The sequence below is a fragment of the Streptomyces sp. NBC_00289 genome, from assembly GCF_041435115.1.
Taxonomy (GTDB): domain Bacteria; phylum Actinomycetota; class Actinomycetes; order Streptomycetales; family Streptomycetaceae; genus Streptomyces.
Map to the genome: position 1 here is coordinate 1164006 of NZ_CP108046.1, position 15570 is coordinate 1179575.

The window sequence follows — 15570 nt, forward strand, 5'->3', positions numbered from 1 at the left end:
GGTGCGCCGCCATCGCTGCCCGGTCCCTCGATGCGACAAAGGAGTGCGCAGTGGGAACCTACGAGGATGTCTATCGCGCCAGTACCGAAGACCCGGAGAGCTTCTGGCTGAGGGCGGCGGAGGCCATCGACTGGGATGTCGCTCCGCGCCGGGCCCTGGACCGCTCGGGCGCACCCTTCTACCGCTGGTTTCCCGACGGGCGGCTCAACGTCTGTTTCAACGCGGTGGACCGGCACGTGGAAGCGGGCCGGGGCGAACAGCCCGCGCTCATCCACGACTCCCCCGTGACCGACAGCCGACGCACCTACACGTACGCGCAACTGAAGGACGAGGTGGCCGCCTTCGCCGGAGTGCTCGTGCAGCTCGGTGTGGGGCACGGCGACCGGGTCGTGATCTACATGCCGATGGTCCCCGAGGCCGCGATCGCGATGCTGGCCTGCGCACGCATCGGCGCGGTCCACTCGGTTGTCTTCGGCGGGTTCGCCCCGCACGAACTCGCCGTCCGCATCGACGACGCGACCCCCAAGGTGGTCGTCTCCGCCTCCTGCGGCATCGAAGGCAAGCGTGTCATCGCGTACAAGCCGCTGCTGGACCGGGCGATCGAACTCGCGGGCCACAAGCCGCAGAAGCGGGTCATCCTGCAACGCCCGCAGGCGGTGGCCGAGTTGGGGCCCGACGATCTCGACTGGGCCGACGTGATCGCCGCCGCACCCCCGGCCGACTGCGTTCCCGTCGCCGCCACCGATCCCCTGTACATCCTCTACACGTCGGGAACAACCGGGAAGCCCAAGGGAGTTGTTCGCGACTGCGGCGGCTGCGCGGTGGCGCTGCACTGGTCGATGGGCGCTGTGTACGACGTGGGCCCGGGCGAGACGATGTTCACCGGTTCCGACGTCGGCTGGGTCGTCGGGCACTCCTACATCGTCTACGCACCCCTGCTGGTCGGTGCGACAACCGTCCTGTACGAGGGCAAGCCGGTCGGCACACCGGACGCGGGCCAGTTCTGGCGGGTCGCCGCCGAGTACCGGGTCAAGACCATGTTCACGGCGCCCACCGCCTTCCGGGCGATCAGGAAGGAGGACCCGAAGGGAACGCTCACCACCGGCTACGACCTCTCCCACCTGCGCTATCTCTTCCTGGCCGGAGAGCGGCTCGACCCGGAGACCTACCACTGGGCGAGCGCCCTCCTGGGCGTCCCGGTGATCGACCACTGGTGGCAGACCGAGACCGGCTGGCCCATCGTCGCCAACCCGGTCGGCATCGAAGCCGCTCCCCTCAAGCCCGGCTCCCCGACCCGCCCGCTGCCAGGTTGGGACGTCCGCGTGTTCGACGCCGCGGGAGAGCCGGTGCCCGCGGGCACGGACGGGGCGATCGTCGTGAAGCTCCCCCTGCCACCCGGTGCGCTGCCCACTCTCTGGAACGACGACGACCGCTTCGTCGCCTCCTATCTCTCCGCCTTCGACGGCTACTACCTGACGGGTGACAGCGGACACATCGACGACGACGGGTATGTGTTCGTCATGGGCCGCACCGACGACGTCATCAACGTCGCCGGTCACCGGCTGTCCACCGGCAGCATGGAGGAAGCCCTCGCCGCCCACCCCGACGTCGCCGAATGCGCCGTCATCGGGGTCGCCGACGAACTCAAGGGACAGATCCCGCGCGGCTTCGTCGTCCTGAAGGCCGGCACCTCCCGCGAAGCAGGCGAGATCGAGGCCGAACTCGTCCAGCTCGTGCGCGAACGCATCGGCGCCGTCGCCTCACTCAAGGACGTCACGGTCGTCGCCGCCCTGCCCAAGACCCGCTCGGGGAAGATCCTGCGCAAGACCATGCGCGGCATCGCCGACGGCCACGACGAGCCCATCCCGTCCACGGTGGACGACCCGGGTGTCATCGAGACGCTGCGACCGGTTCTCCGCCGCAACGGCCGCACGCCGTGAGCCTCAGCTGTCGGGCCGCCGCGGCGGATCGGTCCGGAAGGTTCACCTTCCGGACGAGGTGAATCCGGCCCGGCACGGGGGTCCTCCCCCTCGGTCCGCCACTGCACCTGTCTAGCGGCGGCCACCTTCTTGCCGTCCTGACTATTGGCGCGAGCTCGTCGCGGCAGGCAGTGGCCCGGCCGGCGGGGTGCCCGGTGCGTCGCCTTTCGGCGAGACGGTGGCACCGACCCTGGCGCGGCACGTGCGCCCATGACATCCGGTGCCGCCACTACTGCCTTGACGTTCCTCTCGTTCCGTCCGCCCGTGCACTCTTGCGTCTTCATAGAATTACGGTCATACTTCAATCATCGAAGCGCGATACCCGGCCTGACGAGCGGCCCTCGCTGACACCCCACCCGAAGGACACGGCCATGAGTGAGAAGCAGGAAGCACGAAACGACGTGGTGAGGTCCTACAAGGACGCGCCGACCCGCACCATCACCGCCGGTGGAGTGACCTTCGCGTACCGCGAGCTCGGCCCCCGGACCGGCACCCCGGTGGTCTTCATCACCCACCTCGCCGCGGTCCTCGACAACTGGGACCCCAGGGTCGTCGACGGCATCGCCGCCAAGCACCGGGTCATCACGTTCGACAACAGGGGCGTCGGCGCCGCCACCGGTTCAACGCCGCGCACCATCCAGGCGATGGCCAAGGATGCCGTCACGTTCATCCGGGCACTCGGACTGGAGCACGTCGACATCCACGGCTTCTCGATGGGCGGCATGATCGCCCAGGTGATCGCGCAGACCGACCCGCACCTCGTCCGCAAGCTCATCCTCAGCGGCACCGGTCCCGCGGGAGGCGAGGGCATCAGGAACGTGACGGTGCTGTCCCATCTCGACACCGTCCGAGCCCTGTTCACCCTCCAGGACCCGAAGCGGTTCCTCTTCTTCACCCGCACCGCGGGCGGGCGTCGAGCCGGCAAGGAGTTCCTGGCCCGCCTGAAGGAGCGCACCGTCGACCGTGACAGGGCGATCTCCCCGATCTCGTACAGCAACCAGCTCAAGGCCATCCACCGCTGGGGCCTGGAGCAGCCCCACGACCTCTCTGTCATCCGCCAGCCCGTGCTCGTCGCAAACGGTGACCACGACAGGATGGTGCCGACGAAGAACTCGGCCGACCTGGCCCGGCGGCTGCCGAACAGCGAGCTGGTGATCTACCCCGACGCCGGACACGGCGGCATCTTCCAGTTCCACGACCAGTTCGTTGCCGCAGCGCTGGAGTTCCTCGAGCGGTAGTAAGTGCTCAACACAGTCGGCGCGTGACGCGCGAACGTCCAACCAGGAGCGCGAGTGATCGTAGGCTCGCGACATGCTGCCGCCGCACCTGACCCAGGTACGGCGGCACCGACCTTCGATCAGCTGGTCGTGTCCGGTTCCGGCGGGGTGAGAGCGGACGGGCTGTCACGGAGCATGGCCTTGTGGAGGTCGTCGTGCGGGGGCGACGGGGGCAGGGCGCCGCGGGCAGGGGCCTCGAAGGACTGGACGAACAGGGCGACGACGCGCCGCCAGGCGTCGGGGGCGGCACCGGCGGTGGCGTTGACGACACCGGCGTTGGCCATGTGGAGCAGCACGATGTCCGAGGAGTCGAAGTCCTCGCGCAGCCTGCCCGCGGCCTTGGCACGGCCGATGAGCCGCACCATGCCCTCGTACGCCTCGTTGCGGCGCTCCTCCATGGCCTTGGCGGTGGGAAAGGACGTGGTCAGCACGTCGGCGAAGCCGTAGTCGGCGGCCTGCATCGCGCAGGCGGTCTCGATGTAGCCGACGAACCCGTTCCAGGGGTCGGGGTCCTCGAGCGCGGTGGCGACCGCGTCGGCGTAGGCGTCCATACGGTCGGCGAAGACGGCGGCGACCAGCTCTTCCTTGGTGGGGAAGCGGCGGAACATGGTGGCGATGCCCACGCCCGCCTCGCGGGCCACGGACGCCATGGAGGCGCTCAGGCCGTCACGGGCGAAGACCCTGCGCGCGGCGGCGATGATCCGCCCCCGGTTGCGCTCGGCATCGCTGCGCAGCGGCTGGGCGGCGGTGTCGTCGGGGTACTGGGAGCCAGGGGTCATGCCGACCAGTCTAGCAATCGGATTGACCTATCCATTTTTGGTGCTAGCGTGTTGGCGACGAGCCGGATAGACCTATCCGGTTCCCTAATCGGATAGGTCTATCCGAATTTGCCCCTGCGCACCCGACCGGGTGTTCGCGAAAGGATCGCTGTGACCAGCATCGCCATCATCGGAGCCGGCCCCCAGATGGGCATGGCCATCGCCCGCACTTTTGGCTCCCAGGGCCTCGACGTCGCCCTCATCTCCCGCAACCGCGAGAAGCTCGACGGCCTCGTCGCCACACTCACCGCCGAGGGCATCACCGCCGCCGCCTTCCCCGCGGACGTACTCGACCATGCCGCGCTCGCCCAGGCGCTCAAGGACGCCGCCGCCAGGTTCGGTGGCATCGACGTCCTGGAGTACTCCCCGCTCGCCATGGAATCCACCGTGCTGGCCACTCCGGCCGAGAGCGACCCCTCCCACATCCAGCACGAGATCGAGGTCCAGCTGTACGGGGCCATGGCCGCCACCAAGGCCGTACTGCCCGCGATGCGCGAGGCCGGCACGGGCACCCTGCTCTACACCACCGGCGCCGGCTCTCTCGACCCGCTGCCGATGGTCGGAAACGTCAACGCCGCCGCCGCGGCACTGCGCAACTGGGTCGTCAACCTGCACAAGGAACTGGACGGCACCGGCGTCCAGGCCGCCCACATCGCCATCGACGTGGCGCTCGGCGGCGCCTCGATCGACCCCGCGCTCAAGGCGGCCACGCCCGAGGCCGTCTCCTCCGTGTACTGGGACCTGCACACCACCCAGCGCGACCGGGCCGAGATCGTCTACAGGGGCTGAGGCGGCGTCCGCTCCCACGCCGGCCCTTGATCAGGCTGTGGTGCAGCGCTGCCGCGCCACAGCCTGATCAAGGAGTCACGGCACCAGGACGATTTTTCCGCTGGTGTGACCGGTCATGATCTGGCGATGGGCGGCAGCGGCTTCGCTGAGCGGGTAGCTGCCGGCGACCAGGACGCGCAGTCGCCCGGCCGCCGCAGCCTCGGTGAGCTGCAGGCGGGCGGCGGCGCGGACGTCCGTACCCGGATCCGCGCCGGGACCGCCGCCGAGGAGCTTGATGCCGGCCTGGGCCCCGCGTCCGAAGCCCGCGATGGTGGCGATGCGGGAACGGTCCGCCACGAGTTCCACGGAGACGTCCACCGCCTCGTCGGTGCCCACCAGGTCGGCCGCCGCGTGGACGCCTCCCGGCGCTGCCGCGCGTACCCGGTCGGCCAGGCCGGGCCCGTACGCGATCGGGATCGCCCCCAGGTCGCGCAGCAGGTCATGCTTGGCCGGGCTCGCCGTTGCCAAAACGGTGGCGCCGCGCGCCACCGCCAGCTGCACAGCCGTCAGGCCGACTCCTCCGGCGGCGCCGTGGACCAGCACCGACTCGCCCTTACGCAGGCCGATCGCTTCGAGAACGTGTACGGCCGTGGCGCCGACGGCGAGCAGGCCGCCGGCCTGTTCCCAGGACAACCCCGCGGGCTTCGGCACCACCGACGATGCCGGCACCACCAGATCGGCGGCATACGCGCCGGACGCACGATAGGCGATCACCTCGTCGCCGACCTCGACCGGACCCGCTGGGCCGGCCGCGCCGGCGCCCACCGCGGTCACCACACCCGCCGCCTCGGAGCCGAGCCGCAGCGGCAGGTTCGCCGGATCGGTCCCGAGAGCGCCGCTGTACACCTTGTGATCGAAGGGGTTGACGCCGGCGGCACGGACCGCGATGCGCACCTGGCCCGGCCCGGGCTCCTGGACCGGTTCGTCGATCACCGACAGCACCTCGGGCCCGCCGTATGCGCTCGCTACCACCACTACGCTCATGTCAGGGCAACGCCGTTCCGGAGGGGCTCATTCCCGCCCCTCGTGGTCATTTCCATCCGCGCGGCACCATGCACGGTGTGCGCTGCGTCATCGGTGCTCGACACCCGCTCGGCCCACGGGGCGAGTGTCGGTCCGGCGACGGGCACGTCACATCCTCAACCCCGTCAGCGTCCTTGGTGACACCGCCGCGCTTCTTCATACGGATGCTGTGCGTGTACGCGGGCGCATGGGCGCCGGCCGCGAGGTCGTTGTGCCGGTGCCGCAAACTACGTAGCCCGATACGTAATTCCACTGAGGTCCCTTCCCTCATGGCCGTCTATGTTCGAAGCCTCGGACGGTGCGAACGGTGTTGAGGGGACGGAGTGACAGACAACTCCCTTGGAGGGCGGGTCGGTTGGTTGGCTCTGTTGGTGACGGGCAGTCTGCTGGCCGGGTGTTCGGCCCAGGGGGCGGGTGACGCGGCACCCCAGCGGAGCGGTTCGCCCGCGGCCGGCGCTTCGCCGAACGCTTCCGGCAGTCCTTCGCCGAGTGTCGAAGCGAGCCCGTCGAGCAGCTCGTCCGGCGCCTCTTCCGTGTTCACGGCCGACGCCTCCCTCGTTCCCCGGACCTCGAAGGACGGGCGCCGACTGGCCGAGTCCGTCGTGCTCGAACCTGACGACTGGGGGCGGGGTTACGTCGCCCGGACCCCGGCCGAGAGCACTCCCGGCACCTGGGCCGTGCTGATGGAGAGTTGTCGGTGGCAGCGGGAGAGGCTTCCGCGCGGGGTGCTGGCGAGCACGTCCCGCTACGGCCGCCTGCCCGCCGGCGAGGGCAAGGGCGCGGTCAAGGTGACGGCGGTGGCCACCGTGCACGCCTCCGTCCTCGGCGCCGACGAACAGCTGAGCACCACTCTCGAAGAGGTGCTGCGCTGCCCGGACCAACAGCCGAGGTCGGACGAGCACATCACGGGTCTGGCGTCGCTGGGCACCCCCTTCGGCGCCCGCGAGCAGGAGTACGCCGACGACTCCGTGCTGGAGGCGGGACAGTTCGTCGAGGGCGGCGGTGCCGCGCAGCCGTACCGGTGGATGCTCGCCCGGCTGGGCACGGTCGTCGTGGCCGTCTCCGTGACGTCCGGCACCGGCTACACCGGGCAGGAAGTCAATGAAATCGGCAGCAAGGCCCTGGCTCAGATGCTGACGCGCATCGAGCAGCGGCTGAAGGGGAAGTGATGGAGCCGCTGCGTAACTCCGACCCCGCCAGGCTGGCGGACTACCGGCTGCTCGGACGGCTCGGCGCCGGCGGCATGGGCGTGGTGTACCTGGCCCGCTCGGCCGGCGGAACACTGGTCGCGCTCAAGGTGATTCAGGCCGAGTACGCCGAAGACACCGATTTCCGGGAGCGGTTCCGACGTGAGGCGGACACGGCTCGCCGGATGACCAGCCCCTGGGTGGCGTCGCTGGTGGACGCGGACCCCGAGGCGGCGCAGCCCTGGCTCGCGACCACGTTCGTCCCCGGTCCCTCGCTCGCCGAGGCCCTTGCCGAGCACGGTCCGCTTCCGGTGTCGAGCCTGCGGGTGCTGGGGGCGCGGCTCGCCGAGGCGCTGGGTGAGCTCCACGCTGCCGGTCTCGTGCACCGGGACGTCAAGCCCGGCAACGTACTGCTGGCGCTCGACGGACCGCGGCTGATCGACTTCGGTGTGGCCCGCGATCCCGAGGACACCGCTCTCACCTCGACCGGTGTCGTGGTCGGCACGCCGGGGTTCCTGCCGCCGGAACAGGCCCAGGGCGCGGGGGATCCGGGACCGGCCGGAGACGTCTTCTCGTTGGGCTGTGTGCTGGCCTTCGCGGCGACCGGCCGCCTTCCGTTCGGCACCGGGTCGATCGACGCACTGCTGTACCGGACGGTGCACGACGCGCCGGACCTGGAGGGTGTTCCGGCCGAACTCGCCGAGCTGGTGGGCAGCTGTCTGGAGAAGGACCCGGAGCTGCGGCCCACGGCCGAGACGCTGTCCGAGGCCCTCACGGCCGCCGCGCCGTCCTCGCCGCCCGACCCCCGGGAGGCCCTGAGAGTCGTACCTGTTCCAGCCCCCGATGAGGACAAAACCGGCGGCGAGAAGCAGCCGGACGCCACCGAAGAGGCCTGGCTGCCCGAGCCGCTGGTCCGGCTGATCGCGGAACGGTCGGCCGCAGGACTCGCGCTGCCCTCCATCGACGACACCGAGGTCGACCCCGCGTCCGCCGGTACCGCTTCGGCGGACACCACTGCCGCGCAGCCCGCGCCCCGTGCCGGCGGCAGACGCCGTTTCCTCCTCCTGACCGGCGGCGCGGCGGTCGTCGCGGCCGGTGGTGGAGTGGCCGCGTGGGCCACCCTCTCCCGTGACGACGAGAACGACGCCGCCACCCCGAAGGCCGGCAGTCCCGTGTACACGCTCGGGCTGCATGCCGACCTGAGCGGCGACCAGAAGGCGGTCGGCCGGGCTCAGGAGCGGGGACTGCGGCTCGCCGTCGACGAGTTCAACGCCCGTCCGGGCAGCCCCTTCGCTCTCGAAGTGAAGACGGTGGACGACGGCGGTGAGCCGGCCGCGTCGGTCGGCGCGGCCAAGAAGCTCGTCGCCGACCCTTCCGTGCTGGCCGTGATCGGTCCCACCACGGACGCCACCGCCCTGGCCTCCCTGGCGACGTACGACGCCGCCTCGCTGCCCCTGATCGCCGTGTCGCCCGGCGCCACCGTGTTGACGGTGATGGGAAGCCGGTCCTTCCTGCACGCCCGCGTGACGGACACGATCCTGCCGTTCCACCTCGACGCGTATCTGCGCGGCACCGCGAAGTCGCGCACGGTCGGGATCGTCGACGACCGAGCGGCGGACTCCTACGGCTGGGAGCTCAGCAGCACCCTCGCCACCATCCTGCGGAAGGCACGGCAGCCGGCCGTGCCGAAGGTGGTCAGTGCCCTGCGCACCGACTTCGGGCCGACCCTCGACGCCCTGCTCGACGGGGGCGCGGACTCCGTGGTGTTCGCCGGCTATCACGTCCGGGCAGCGCTGCTGGCGCGGGAACTGACCAGCCGTGACTTCCCGGGAGCCAGGGCCGCGGCCCAAGGGGTGCTCGACGCGCGGTTCCTGGCCGCCGCGGGGGACGCGGCCGACGGGTGGGTGCTCGTCGCGCCGGTCATGGACGCCACTGTGGCGCCCGAGGCCAAGACGTTCAGGGCCGCTTACCGCAAGCGTTTCCAGGCGGAGCCTGAGCGGTACGCCGTCGAGACGTACGACGTGGCGCAGCTCGCCGTGCGCGGTCTGCGCTCGCTGACCGTCGGGCGTCGTACCCGGCCGAATCTGACGAGGGCGCTGCGCTCGGCCACCTACAAGGGCATCTCCAGGAACCTCGCGTTCGACAAGACGACCGGCGCTCTGGTCATCGACGGCAGCGGTGTGTACCTGTGGAAGGTCGACGACGGCAGGTTCGCCTACCAGGGCGTGGCGCCTTTCCAGGTGTCGACCTGATGGGGCGGTTCGTCCCGGCCGTCCATCCGACGGGACGCTGATGGAGCCGTTGCGCGGCGCCGACCCGGCCAGGATCGCCGGCTACCGGCTGCTGCGACGACTGGGCGCGGGCGGCATGGGTGTGGTGTACCTGGCCCGCTCCCCCGGAGGTGCGCTCGCCGCGGTCAAGGTGATCCGCCCGGCGCACTCGGACGACGCGGGGTTCCGGGCCCGTTTCCGCCGTGAGGTGGAGACGGCGGGCCGGGTTGCCAACCCCTGGGTGGTGCCGCTGCTCGACGCCGACCCGGACGCCGAGTCGCCGTGGCTCGCCACGGCGTTCGTGCCGGGACCCTCGCTGGCGGAGGCGGTGGAGGAACGCGGGCCGCTGCCGTACGGGACCGTCCGCGTCCTGGGCGCGCGGCTGGCCGAGGCGCTCGACGCGGTGCACGGGGCGGGTCTTGTGCACCGGGACGTGAAGCCTGGCAATGTGCTTCTCGCGGTCGACGGGCCCCGGATGATCGACTTCGGGATCGCCCGGATGCCGGAGGACACGGCGCTCACCGCCAGCGGAATGGTGGTCGGCTCCCCCGGGTTCCTCTCCCCCGAACAGGCCCAGGGCAGGGGCCGGGAGATCGGCCCGGCCAGTGACGTCTTCTCCCTCGGCTGTCTGCTGGTGTACGCGGTGACGGGCGAGCGCCCCTTCGGGCACGGCTCCGCGGCCGAGACGCTGGTGCGCACGGTCCACGACGAGCCCCAACTGGACGACGTACCAAGGGAGTTGCTGCCGCTGCTGCGGGGGTGCATGGCGAAGGAGCCCGGCTCCCGGCCGACGGTGGCCGACGTACGGCAGGCTCTGGACGGCGTGGGCGAGGGCGGGGCCTGGTTGCCGGAGTCCCTGATCCGGCTGATCGCGCGCCGCTCGGCCGTGGTGCTCGCCCTGCCCGCCGTCGAGGCGACCGAGGTGACCGCGCCAACGGTCACCGACGCGTCGTCCGGTGACACGACGGCCGTCCCCCCGGCCGGCGCTTCCCGCCGCCGCTTCCTGGTCCTGGGTTCGGTCACGGGTGTCGTGGCAGCCGGCGGAACGGCGGCGTGGTGGACGGCACGAGGTCCCGGCCGCACGTCCGCCCAGAGCACCGGAACCCGGCGGCCACGCCTGGTCGTCGCCCTGCACGCCGACCTGAGCGACAGCGGTCGTACGACGGGCCGCGCCCAGGAGAACGGCCTCCGCCTCGCCGTCGACCACCTCAACTCGCGCACCGGCCGCCGCTTCGACCTGGCTGTCCAGGTGCACGACGACGAAGGCAGCCCGGCCCGGGCGCGGGAGATCGCCCGGCGGCTGGCGGCCGACGACCGGGTCCGAGCCGTGATCGGGCCGACCACCGACACCTGTGCCGAGGCGACCCTCGGCCTCTACCAGCAGGCACGGCTCCCGATGGTCACCGTGTCGGTCGGACTCGACGAGGTGTCCCCCACCAAGTACCGGGTGTACGCGGCCACCCGCCCCAATGACTCGACCCTGGCCACGCCGGTCGTGAGGTACCTCGTGCGCACGGTCGCAGCCCGCAGGACGGTGCTGATCGACGACGCCGCCGAGGGCGACTTCAGCTGGCGTCTGTGCGCAAGCGTCGACGAGGCCGTGCGATCCGGGCAGCGCACCACGATGCGGCGCACCCTCGCCGCCGGGGACGACGCGGACGGCGACTTCCGCGCCCTCGCGGAGTCGGTGACGCATGCGGGAGCGGACGCGGTGGTCTTCGGCGGCGGGTACGCGCGGACCGCGCGGCTGGCCCGCGCGCTGCGCTCCGCCGGCTACTCCGGTGCGCGGCTGGCCACGCAGCGCGCCCTCGACCCCCGCTTCCTCACCTCGGCGGGCGCTGCCGCCGAGGGCTGGGTGTTCGCCGCCTCTTTCCTCGATCCGACCCGGGTGCCGGCCGCGAAGTCGTTCGTCACCGCCTACCGCGCACGCTTCGCCGCCGCACCGCCCTGGTACTCCGTCGAGGCCTATGACGCGACGCTCTTCGTCGCCCGCGCCATGACGGCCCTGGGCACGTCCCGTCCGCAACGGGCCGCGATCACGGGCCGCTTGCGCGAGACCGACTACCGGGGGATCGCCAAACGGCTGCACTACGACTCGTCCACCTACCGCTACGCGGACGCGATGTACCTGTTCCGGGCGACCGGGGGCGTCTTCCGCTGTCTCGGCGACTACCGGGACGCCACGACCTGAGCGTTCACCGTTCACGTGCTCCGGTCGAGGGCGGCACGCGTCATGAGTGCCGCCAGTGCCGAGCGGGACGACACGGAGGTCTTGCGGTAGATGGCCGACAGGTGCGTCTCGACCGTACGGCGGCTGAGGTACAGCTTCGTCGCGATGGCCTGGTTGCTCAGCCCTTCGGCGACGAGTTCGGCGATCTCCCCTTCCCGTGCGGTCAGTTGGTCGAGCTCTGTGGGTGCGCGCGGGACTTCCGGGGCCTGCGGGCGTACGAGCGCGGCCAGGTCGGACAGCAGGCGCGCGCCCCCGGCGTCGGCGATGCGGCAGGCCCGCTCCCACATCGCGACCGCGCTCGGACCCTCACCCGCGGCACGCGCCTGGACACTCGCCAGCAACAGGGAGTACGCCTCCCAGGTCACCGCTCCGGACGGTGCGTACGCCTGCGCGGCGCGCTCGAAGAGGTCCGCGGCCGCGCGGGCGTCGCCGCGGTGCTGGGCGAGCGCCGCCTCGGCGCGCAGAGCCGCCCCGCGCTGGCCGTGCAGACCCATCCGGTCGGCTTCCTCGGCGGCTCGTGCCGCCCAGCGCGCGGCCTGCGCCACGTCGCCGGTAGCGAGGGCGGTACCCACGAGCGTGTCCAGCTGGCCGGGCCGGGTGGAGGGCTGCAGTCCCAGAAGTTCGGGACCGCCGGCCTTCAGGATGGAGTCCTGCGCGCGGCGCGGGTCGCCGCTCACGAGCGCGGTGTGACCGAGCACGCACCTGGCCAGCGACGCCCACCAGTGGCTGCTTCGGCCGGCCGTGGCCACGGCCTCCTCGGCGGTCGCCAGGGCGCCGGTGTCGCCCAGGGGGCGGTGCAGGAGAAGGATCAGTGCCTTGAAGGTCAGGGTGAAAGCCAGGAGATCGCTGCTGCCGATGGCTCGTGCGACGGATTCCGCCTCCTCGGCCTGCTCCAGGGCGGACGGCAGCCGACAGGTGTTGAGGTGCACGAAGGCCTTGCTGCTCAGCAGGTGGGGCAGGACGTGGACCTGGCCGCCGCGGCGGGCGATGTCCAGTCCCCGGTCGGCGTGGCGTTCCGCGTCGGCGTAGCGCTCCAGCAGGGCTTCCGCCCAGGCCAACCACACCAGCGACTCGCACAGTTCGGTGAGGCTGGGGTCGGTCAGACCGTCGGCGAGCCCGGCGGCGGCATCGGCGAACCGCCGGGCCGCCGCGGTCTCCCCTTCGTAGGCCTCGCCCAACGACGCCAGCGCCAAGGCCCCCAGCTCTCCCGTGAGATCGCCGTGGGAGCGGGCCACGGCGAGCGTCCGTTCGACGTCGTCGCGTACGTCGGGGTAGGAGACGGTGTTGAGGGCGGCCATGCCCAGCGCGAGCCCCAGGGAGACCGCCTGGCGCGGCCCGGGGCCGGGGCTGCGGACCAGTTCCCGCTGCAACAGGGCGATGGCTTCCGGGGAGTGTCCGAGGTGCCGTTCCATCATGGCGCACAGCGCGATGGCGTCCCCCCGCAGCAACGCGTCGTCCTGCCCGGACCTGCTGATCAGTGTGTGGAGCAGATCGCGGCTCTCCCGCAGACTGCCGCCCGTACCGAGGGCTCTGGCGCGCGCCAGCGTCAACTCCCCACGCCGGTTGGCGAATGCGGGGGTGTCCGGCATGAGCCGGAGGACGACGTCCAGCAGATGGGCGGCGGTCGCGGGCGCCGTGTGGGCGAACTGGGCGGCCGCCTCGCTCAACACGGCCGCCGCCACCGGATCCCAGCCGACCAACGACCTCTCCACGTGGTGAGCCCGCTCGGTCGCGGGGATGCCTGCCCGCGCCTGTTCGTCCGCCGCGGCGCGATGGATCCCGGCACGGCGCGACGCGGGGGTGTTCTCGTAGACCAGTGTCCGCAGCAGCGGGTGACGCAGCGTCCAGCGGCCGTCGGACCTCCTGCGCAGCAGATCGCGCCGTACCAACGCGCCGATGCGGTCGTCGAGTTCCTCGGCCGTGACGGGGCCGGTCGTCCGGCTCAGCATGGCGAGCGTCGCGTGATCGCCGAGGACCGCCACCGCTTCCACGGTGCGGCGCTGGGCCTCGGTCAGCGCGGTCAGTTCGTCCAGGAGCAGCGAGCCCAGTCCGCTCGGCACTTCCGACGCGGTGCCGTCGTCGGCCCGGGCGATCGTGTCCCGCGCGGATGACGTGCCGTGCCGGTGGGCGTGCAGAAGGGCGAGGAGATACAGCGGGTTGCCCTCGCTGGATGCGTAGATCTCCTGGGCGTCACGTGGTGCCAGGTCGCAGGCCAGCGCCTCGATGGCGTCCCGTTCGGGCAGCGGCCGCAGCGCCATGGGCAGTACGGCTCCGCTGTCGACGCCGCGTGTCAGAGCGGCGACGAGCGAGTGCGGCGTCTGCCGTTCCCGCCGCGCCACGACCAGCAGCACCCGGCCCCGCGGGGGGTGCCGGATCAAGTGGTCCAGCAGCTCAAGGGACGCGGGATCGGCCCAGTGCAGGTCGTCCAGGGCCATCACCAGCCCGCTCCGTTCCCCGAGCCTGGTCAGCACCTCCGCCACGGCGCGATAGAGCCCGAAGCGATCGCGGTTTCCGGTGCCCGACGCGGCGCCCCGCACACTGTCGGCGCCGCGCAGCACCGGTGCCGCCGCTTCGGACACGGCATCCGAGTCGAGGACGGCGCGATCGACGTCGGCGAACGCGTCCGTGAAGGTCTGGAACGGAGTGTGCCGCTCGTACTCCGTGGCCCTGCCGCGCAGCACGGTCAGCCCGCTCCGCCGCGCCCGTGCGCAGAGTTCGCTCAGCAACCGGCTCTTGCCCATGCCGGCGTCCGCCGCGAGGTCGACGACAGCGGGAACGCCGTCCTGGCCGAGTCGGCCGATCACCGAGTCGAGCCGGGTCATTTCCTCGGCTCTGCCGACCAGTGTCGTCGCCGTCTCGTCCCGTGCCGGCACCAGCGCGTCTCCCTTCCCCACCGAGTTCGCCTGATCATTACAGAGTGGTCCCACAGGATGGCCGGAGACCCGGCTCTCACCCCTGGGCCGGCGCACTCCCGTCCGGTGTGTCCGTGACGGTGGGCACCCGGGCCCACCGGCGCTTCCCGCGCAGCCCGGCCAGCGCGGCCGCGGTTCCGGCGCCGATGGGAATGAGCGGCCAGAACGGGACGACGTGTCCCGAAGCCGCGCGCGCGATGAGCACGAAGGCCGCCGCCGCCCCGACGACGAGCCCCAGTCCCAAGGGCCCGATCCGGTGCTCCTGCTCGAACCGCACCCGGCCGCCGAGCCCGGCCAGGTAGCCGGCGGCGGCCAGGGCGAGGGCGATCACGTACCCCGTGATCAACGGATACGTGACGAACAGCGTGATGTCCCAACCCCCGGGGTGCCAGCCGTGCCACACGTCCCGCCCGTCGATCTCCACGACCCGCCCGTGCCAGAGGCTCGCCGCGACCCGCTGTCCCTCCCGGAGGTCGTCCGCGGACCGGTCCGGGACGTCGTTCACGGTCTTCGTGTCGGCGCCGACGCGCAGTTCGATGGTGTGCGTGGTGGTGACGAACCAGTGGCCGTCACCGCCGTCCTGTCCTCCGCCGTCCGTCCCGCTCGACGTGTGGGTCGTCAGCTTGGTGACGGTGGCCTCGGCCGTGCGCAGCGAGCCGTTCGACCGAGCGTGCGCTATGGCCGTCTCCTCGTAGGTGCGCACGGCGAGCAGCAGGATCAGGGCAGCCATGACCAGGCGGAAGACCCAGCGCACCACACGGGCTCGTACCGTCCTGGTCGGACTCCCGCCCGGTGTCGTCCGCGACGTCGTGTCCCCGGTCCGTTCCTGCGTCATCGGCCGCCCTCGCTCGTGTTCGAGGACGGGCGAAAGCCGTCCCACCTGATCACACGCCGCACACGAGACCATGGTTGCGGCCGACCAGCCGCCGTGACCGCGTCATGGACGGCACATGTTCCCGGCCCGTCGACGCGGTGGGTGAAGGGCTCGGCGTCCCCCGGTCCGGGCCCGGTGACGACCTGCATCGCCGTGCCGGCCCGCCTGAGCC

10 protein-coding genes are annotated in these 15570 nt (G+C 71.8%); 6 read left to right on the forward strand and 4 right to left on the reverse strand.

The window, feature by feature from the left end:
• Window positions 1-50: 50 nt before the first annotated feature.
• Window positions 51-1940 (forward strand): propionyl-CoA synthetase, encoded by a 1890-nt coding sequence (locus tag OG985_RS06000; protein WP_371667163.1) that lies wholly within the window; start codon window positions 51-53, stop codon window positions 1938-1940.
• A 410-nt stretch (window positions 1941-2350) separates the two neighbouring features.
• The gene (locus OG985_RS06005) at window positions 2351-3217 is read left to right on the forward strand and encodes an alpha/beta fold hydrolase (RefSeq protein WP_371667164.1); all 867 of its coding nucleotides are present in this window, start codon (window positions 2351-2353) and stop codon (window positions 3215-3217) included.
• Between the two features lie 119 nt (window positions 3218-3336).
• Here OG985_RS06005 and OG985_RS06010 read toward each other — a convergent pair whose 3' ends face one another.
• Entirely contained in the window at window positions 3337-4035 is a 699-nt protein-coding gene (locus tag OG985_RS06010) for a TetR/AcrR family transcriptional regulator (RefSeq protein WP_371667165.1), read from the reverse strand.
• Between the two features lie 150 nt (window positions 4036-4185).
• On the opposite strand from OG985_RS06010, the gene OG985_RS06015 reads away from it, so the two are divergent.
• Window positions 4186-4863, forward strand: coding sequence for an SDR family NAD(P)-dependent oxidoreductase (locus tag OG985_RS06015; protein ID WP_371667166.1), 678 nt, complete (start codon window positions 4186-4188; stop codon window positions 4861-4863).
• Between the two features lie 75 nt (window positions 4864-4938).
• On the opposite strand, the gene OG985_RS06020 is transcribed toward OG985_RS06015, so the two are convergent.
• Window positions 4939-5886 carry an NADP-dependent oxidoreductase gene (locus OG985_RS06020; RefSeq protein ID WP_371667167.1) on the reverse strand — a complete coding sequence of 316 codons (948 nt, stop codon included), beginning with the start codon at window positions 5884-5886 and terminating at the stop codon, window positions 4939-4941.
• Window positions 5887-6458: 572 nt separating this feature from the next.
• Here OG985_RS06020 and OG985_RS06025 point away from each other — a divergent pair.
• From OG985_RS06025 to OG985_RS06035, 3 genes are read left to right on the forward strand one after another with little or no spacing between them, the layout of a single operon-like run.
• The gene (locus OG985_RS06025) at window positions 6459-7094 is read left to right on the forward strand and encodes a hypothetical protein (protein ID WP_371667168.1); all 636 of its coding nucleotides are present in this window, start codon (window positions 6459-6461) and stop codon (window positions 7092-7094) included.
• Entirely contained in the window at window positions 7094-9364 is a 2271-nt protein-coding gene (locus OG985_RS06030; protein ID WP_371667169.1) for a bifunctional serine/threonine-protein kinase/ABC transporter substrate-binding protein, read from the forward strand. Before OG985_RS06025 ends, OG985_RS06030 begins: the two co-directional genes overlap by 1 nt.
• Window positions 9365-9404: 40 nt before the next feature.
• The gene (locus OG985_RS06035) at window positions 9405-11573 is read left to right on the forward strand and encodes a bifunctional serine/threonine-protein kinase/ABC transporter substrate-binding protein (RefSeq protein WP_371667170.1); all 2169 of its coding nucleotides are present in this window, start codon (window positions 9405-9407) and stop codon (window positions 11571-11573) included.
• A gap of 11 nt (window positions 11574-11584) precedes the next feature.
• On the opposite strand, the gene OG985_RS06040 is transcribed toward OG985_RS06035, so the two are convergent.
• Together OG985_RS06040 and OG985_RS06045 are read right to left on the reverse strand one after the other, a co-directional pair.
• Window positions 11585-14485, reverse strand: a complete 2901-nt coding sequence (locus tag OG985_RS06040; protein WP_371667171.1) for an AAA family ATPase — start codon at window positions 14483-14485, stop codon at window positions 11585-11587.
• 76 nt (window positions 14486-14561) lie between these two features.
• Window positions 14562-15359, reverse strand: a complete 798-nt coding sequence (locus OG985_RS06045) for a hypothetical protein (protein WP_371667172.1) — start codon at window positions 15357-15359, stop codon at window positions 14562-14564.
• Window positions 15360-15570 lie beyond the last annotated feature (211 nt).

What these genes read in the sequence shown, in the direction of transcription:
- OG985_RS06005 (WP_371667164.1), top strand. Translation starts at nt 2,351, where the DNA reads ATGAGTGAGAAGCAGGAAGCACGAAACGACGTGGTGAGGTCCTACAAG.
- OG985_RS06010 (WP_371667165.1), bottom strand. Translation starts at nt 4,035, where the DNA reads ATGACCCCTGGCTCCCAGTACCCCGACGACACCGCCGCCCAGCCGCTG.
- OG985_RS06020 (WP_371667167.1), bottom strand. Translation starts at nt 5,886, where the DNA reads ATGAGCGTAGTGGTGGTAGCGAGCGCATACGGCGGGCCCGAGGTGCTG.
- OG985_RS06030 (WP_371667169.1), top strand. Translation starts at nt 7,094, where the DNA reads ATGGAGCCGCTGCGTAACTCCGACCCCGCCAGGCTGGCGGACTACCGG.
- OG985_RS06035 (WP_371667170.1), top strand. Translation starts at nt 9,405, where the DNA reads ATGGAGCCGTTGCGCGGCGCCGACCCGGCCAGGATCGCCGGCTACCGG.
- OG985_RS06045 (WP_371667172.1), bottom strand. Translation starts at nt 15,359, where the DNA reads ATGACGCAGGAACGGACCGGGGACACGACGTCGCGGACGACACCGGGC.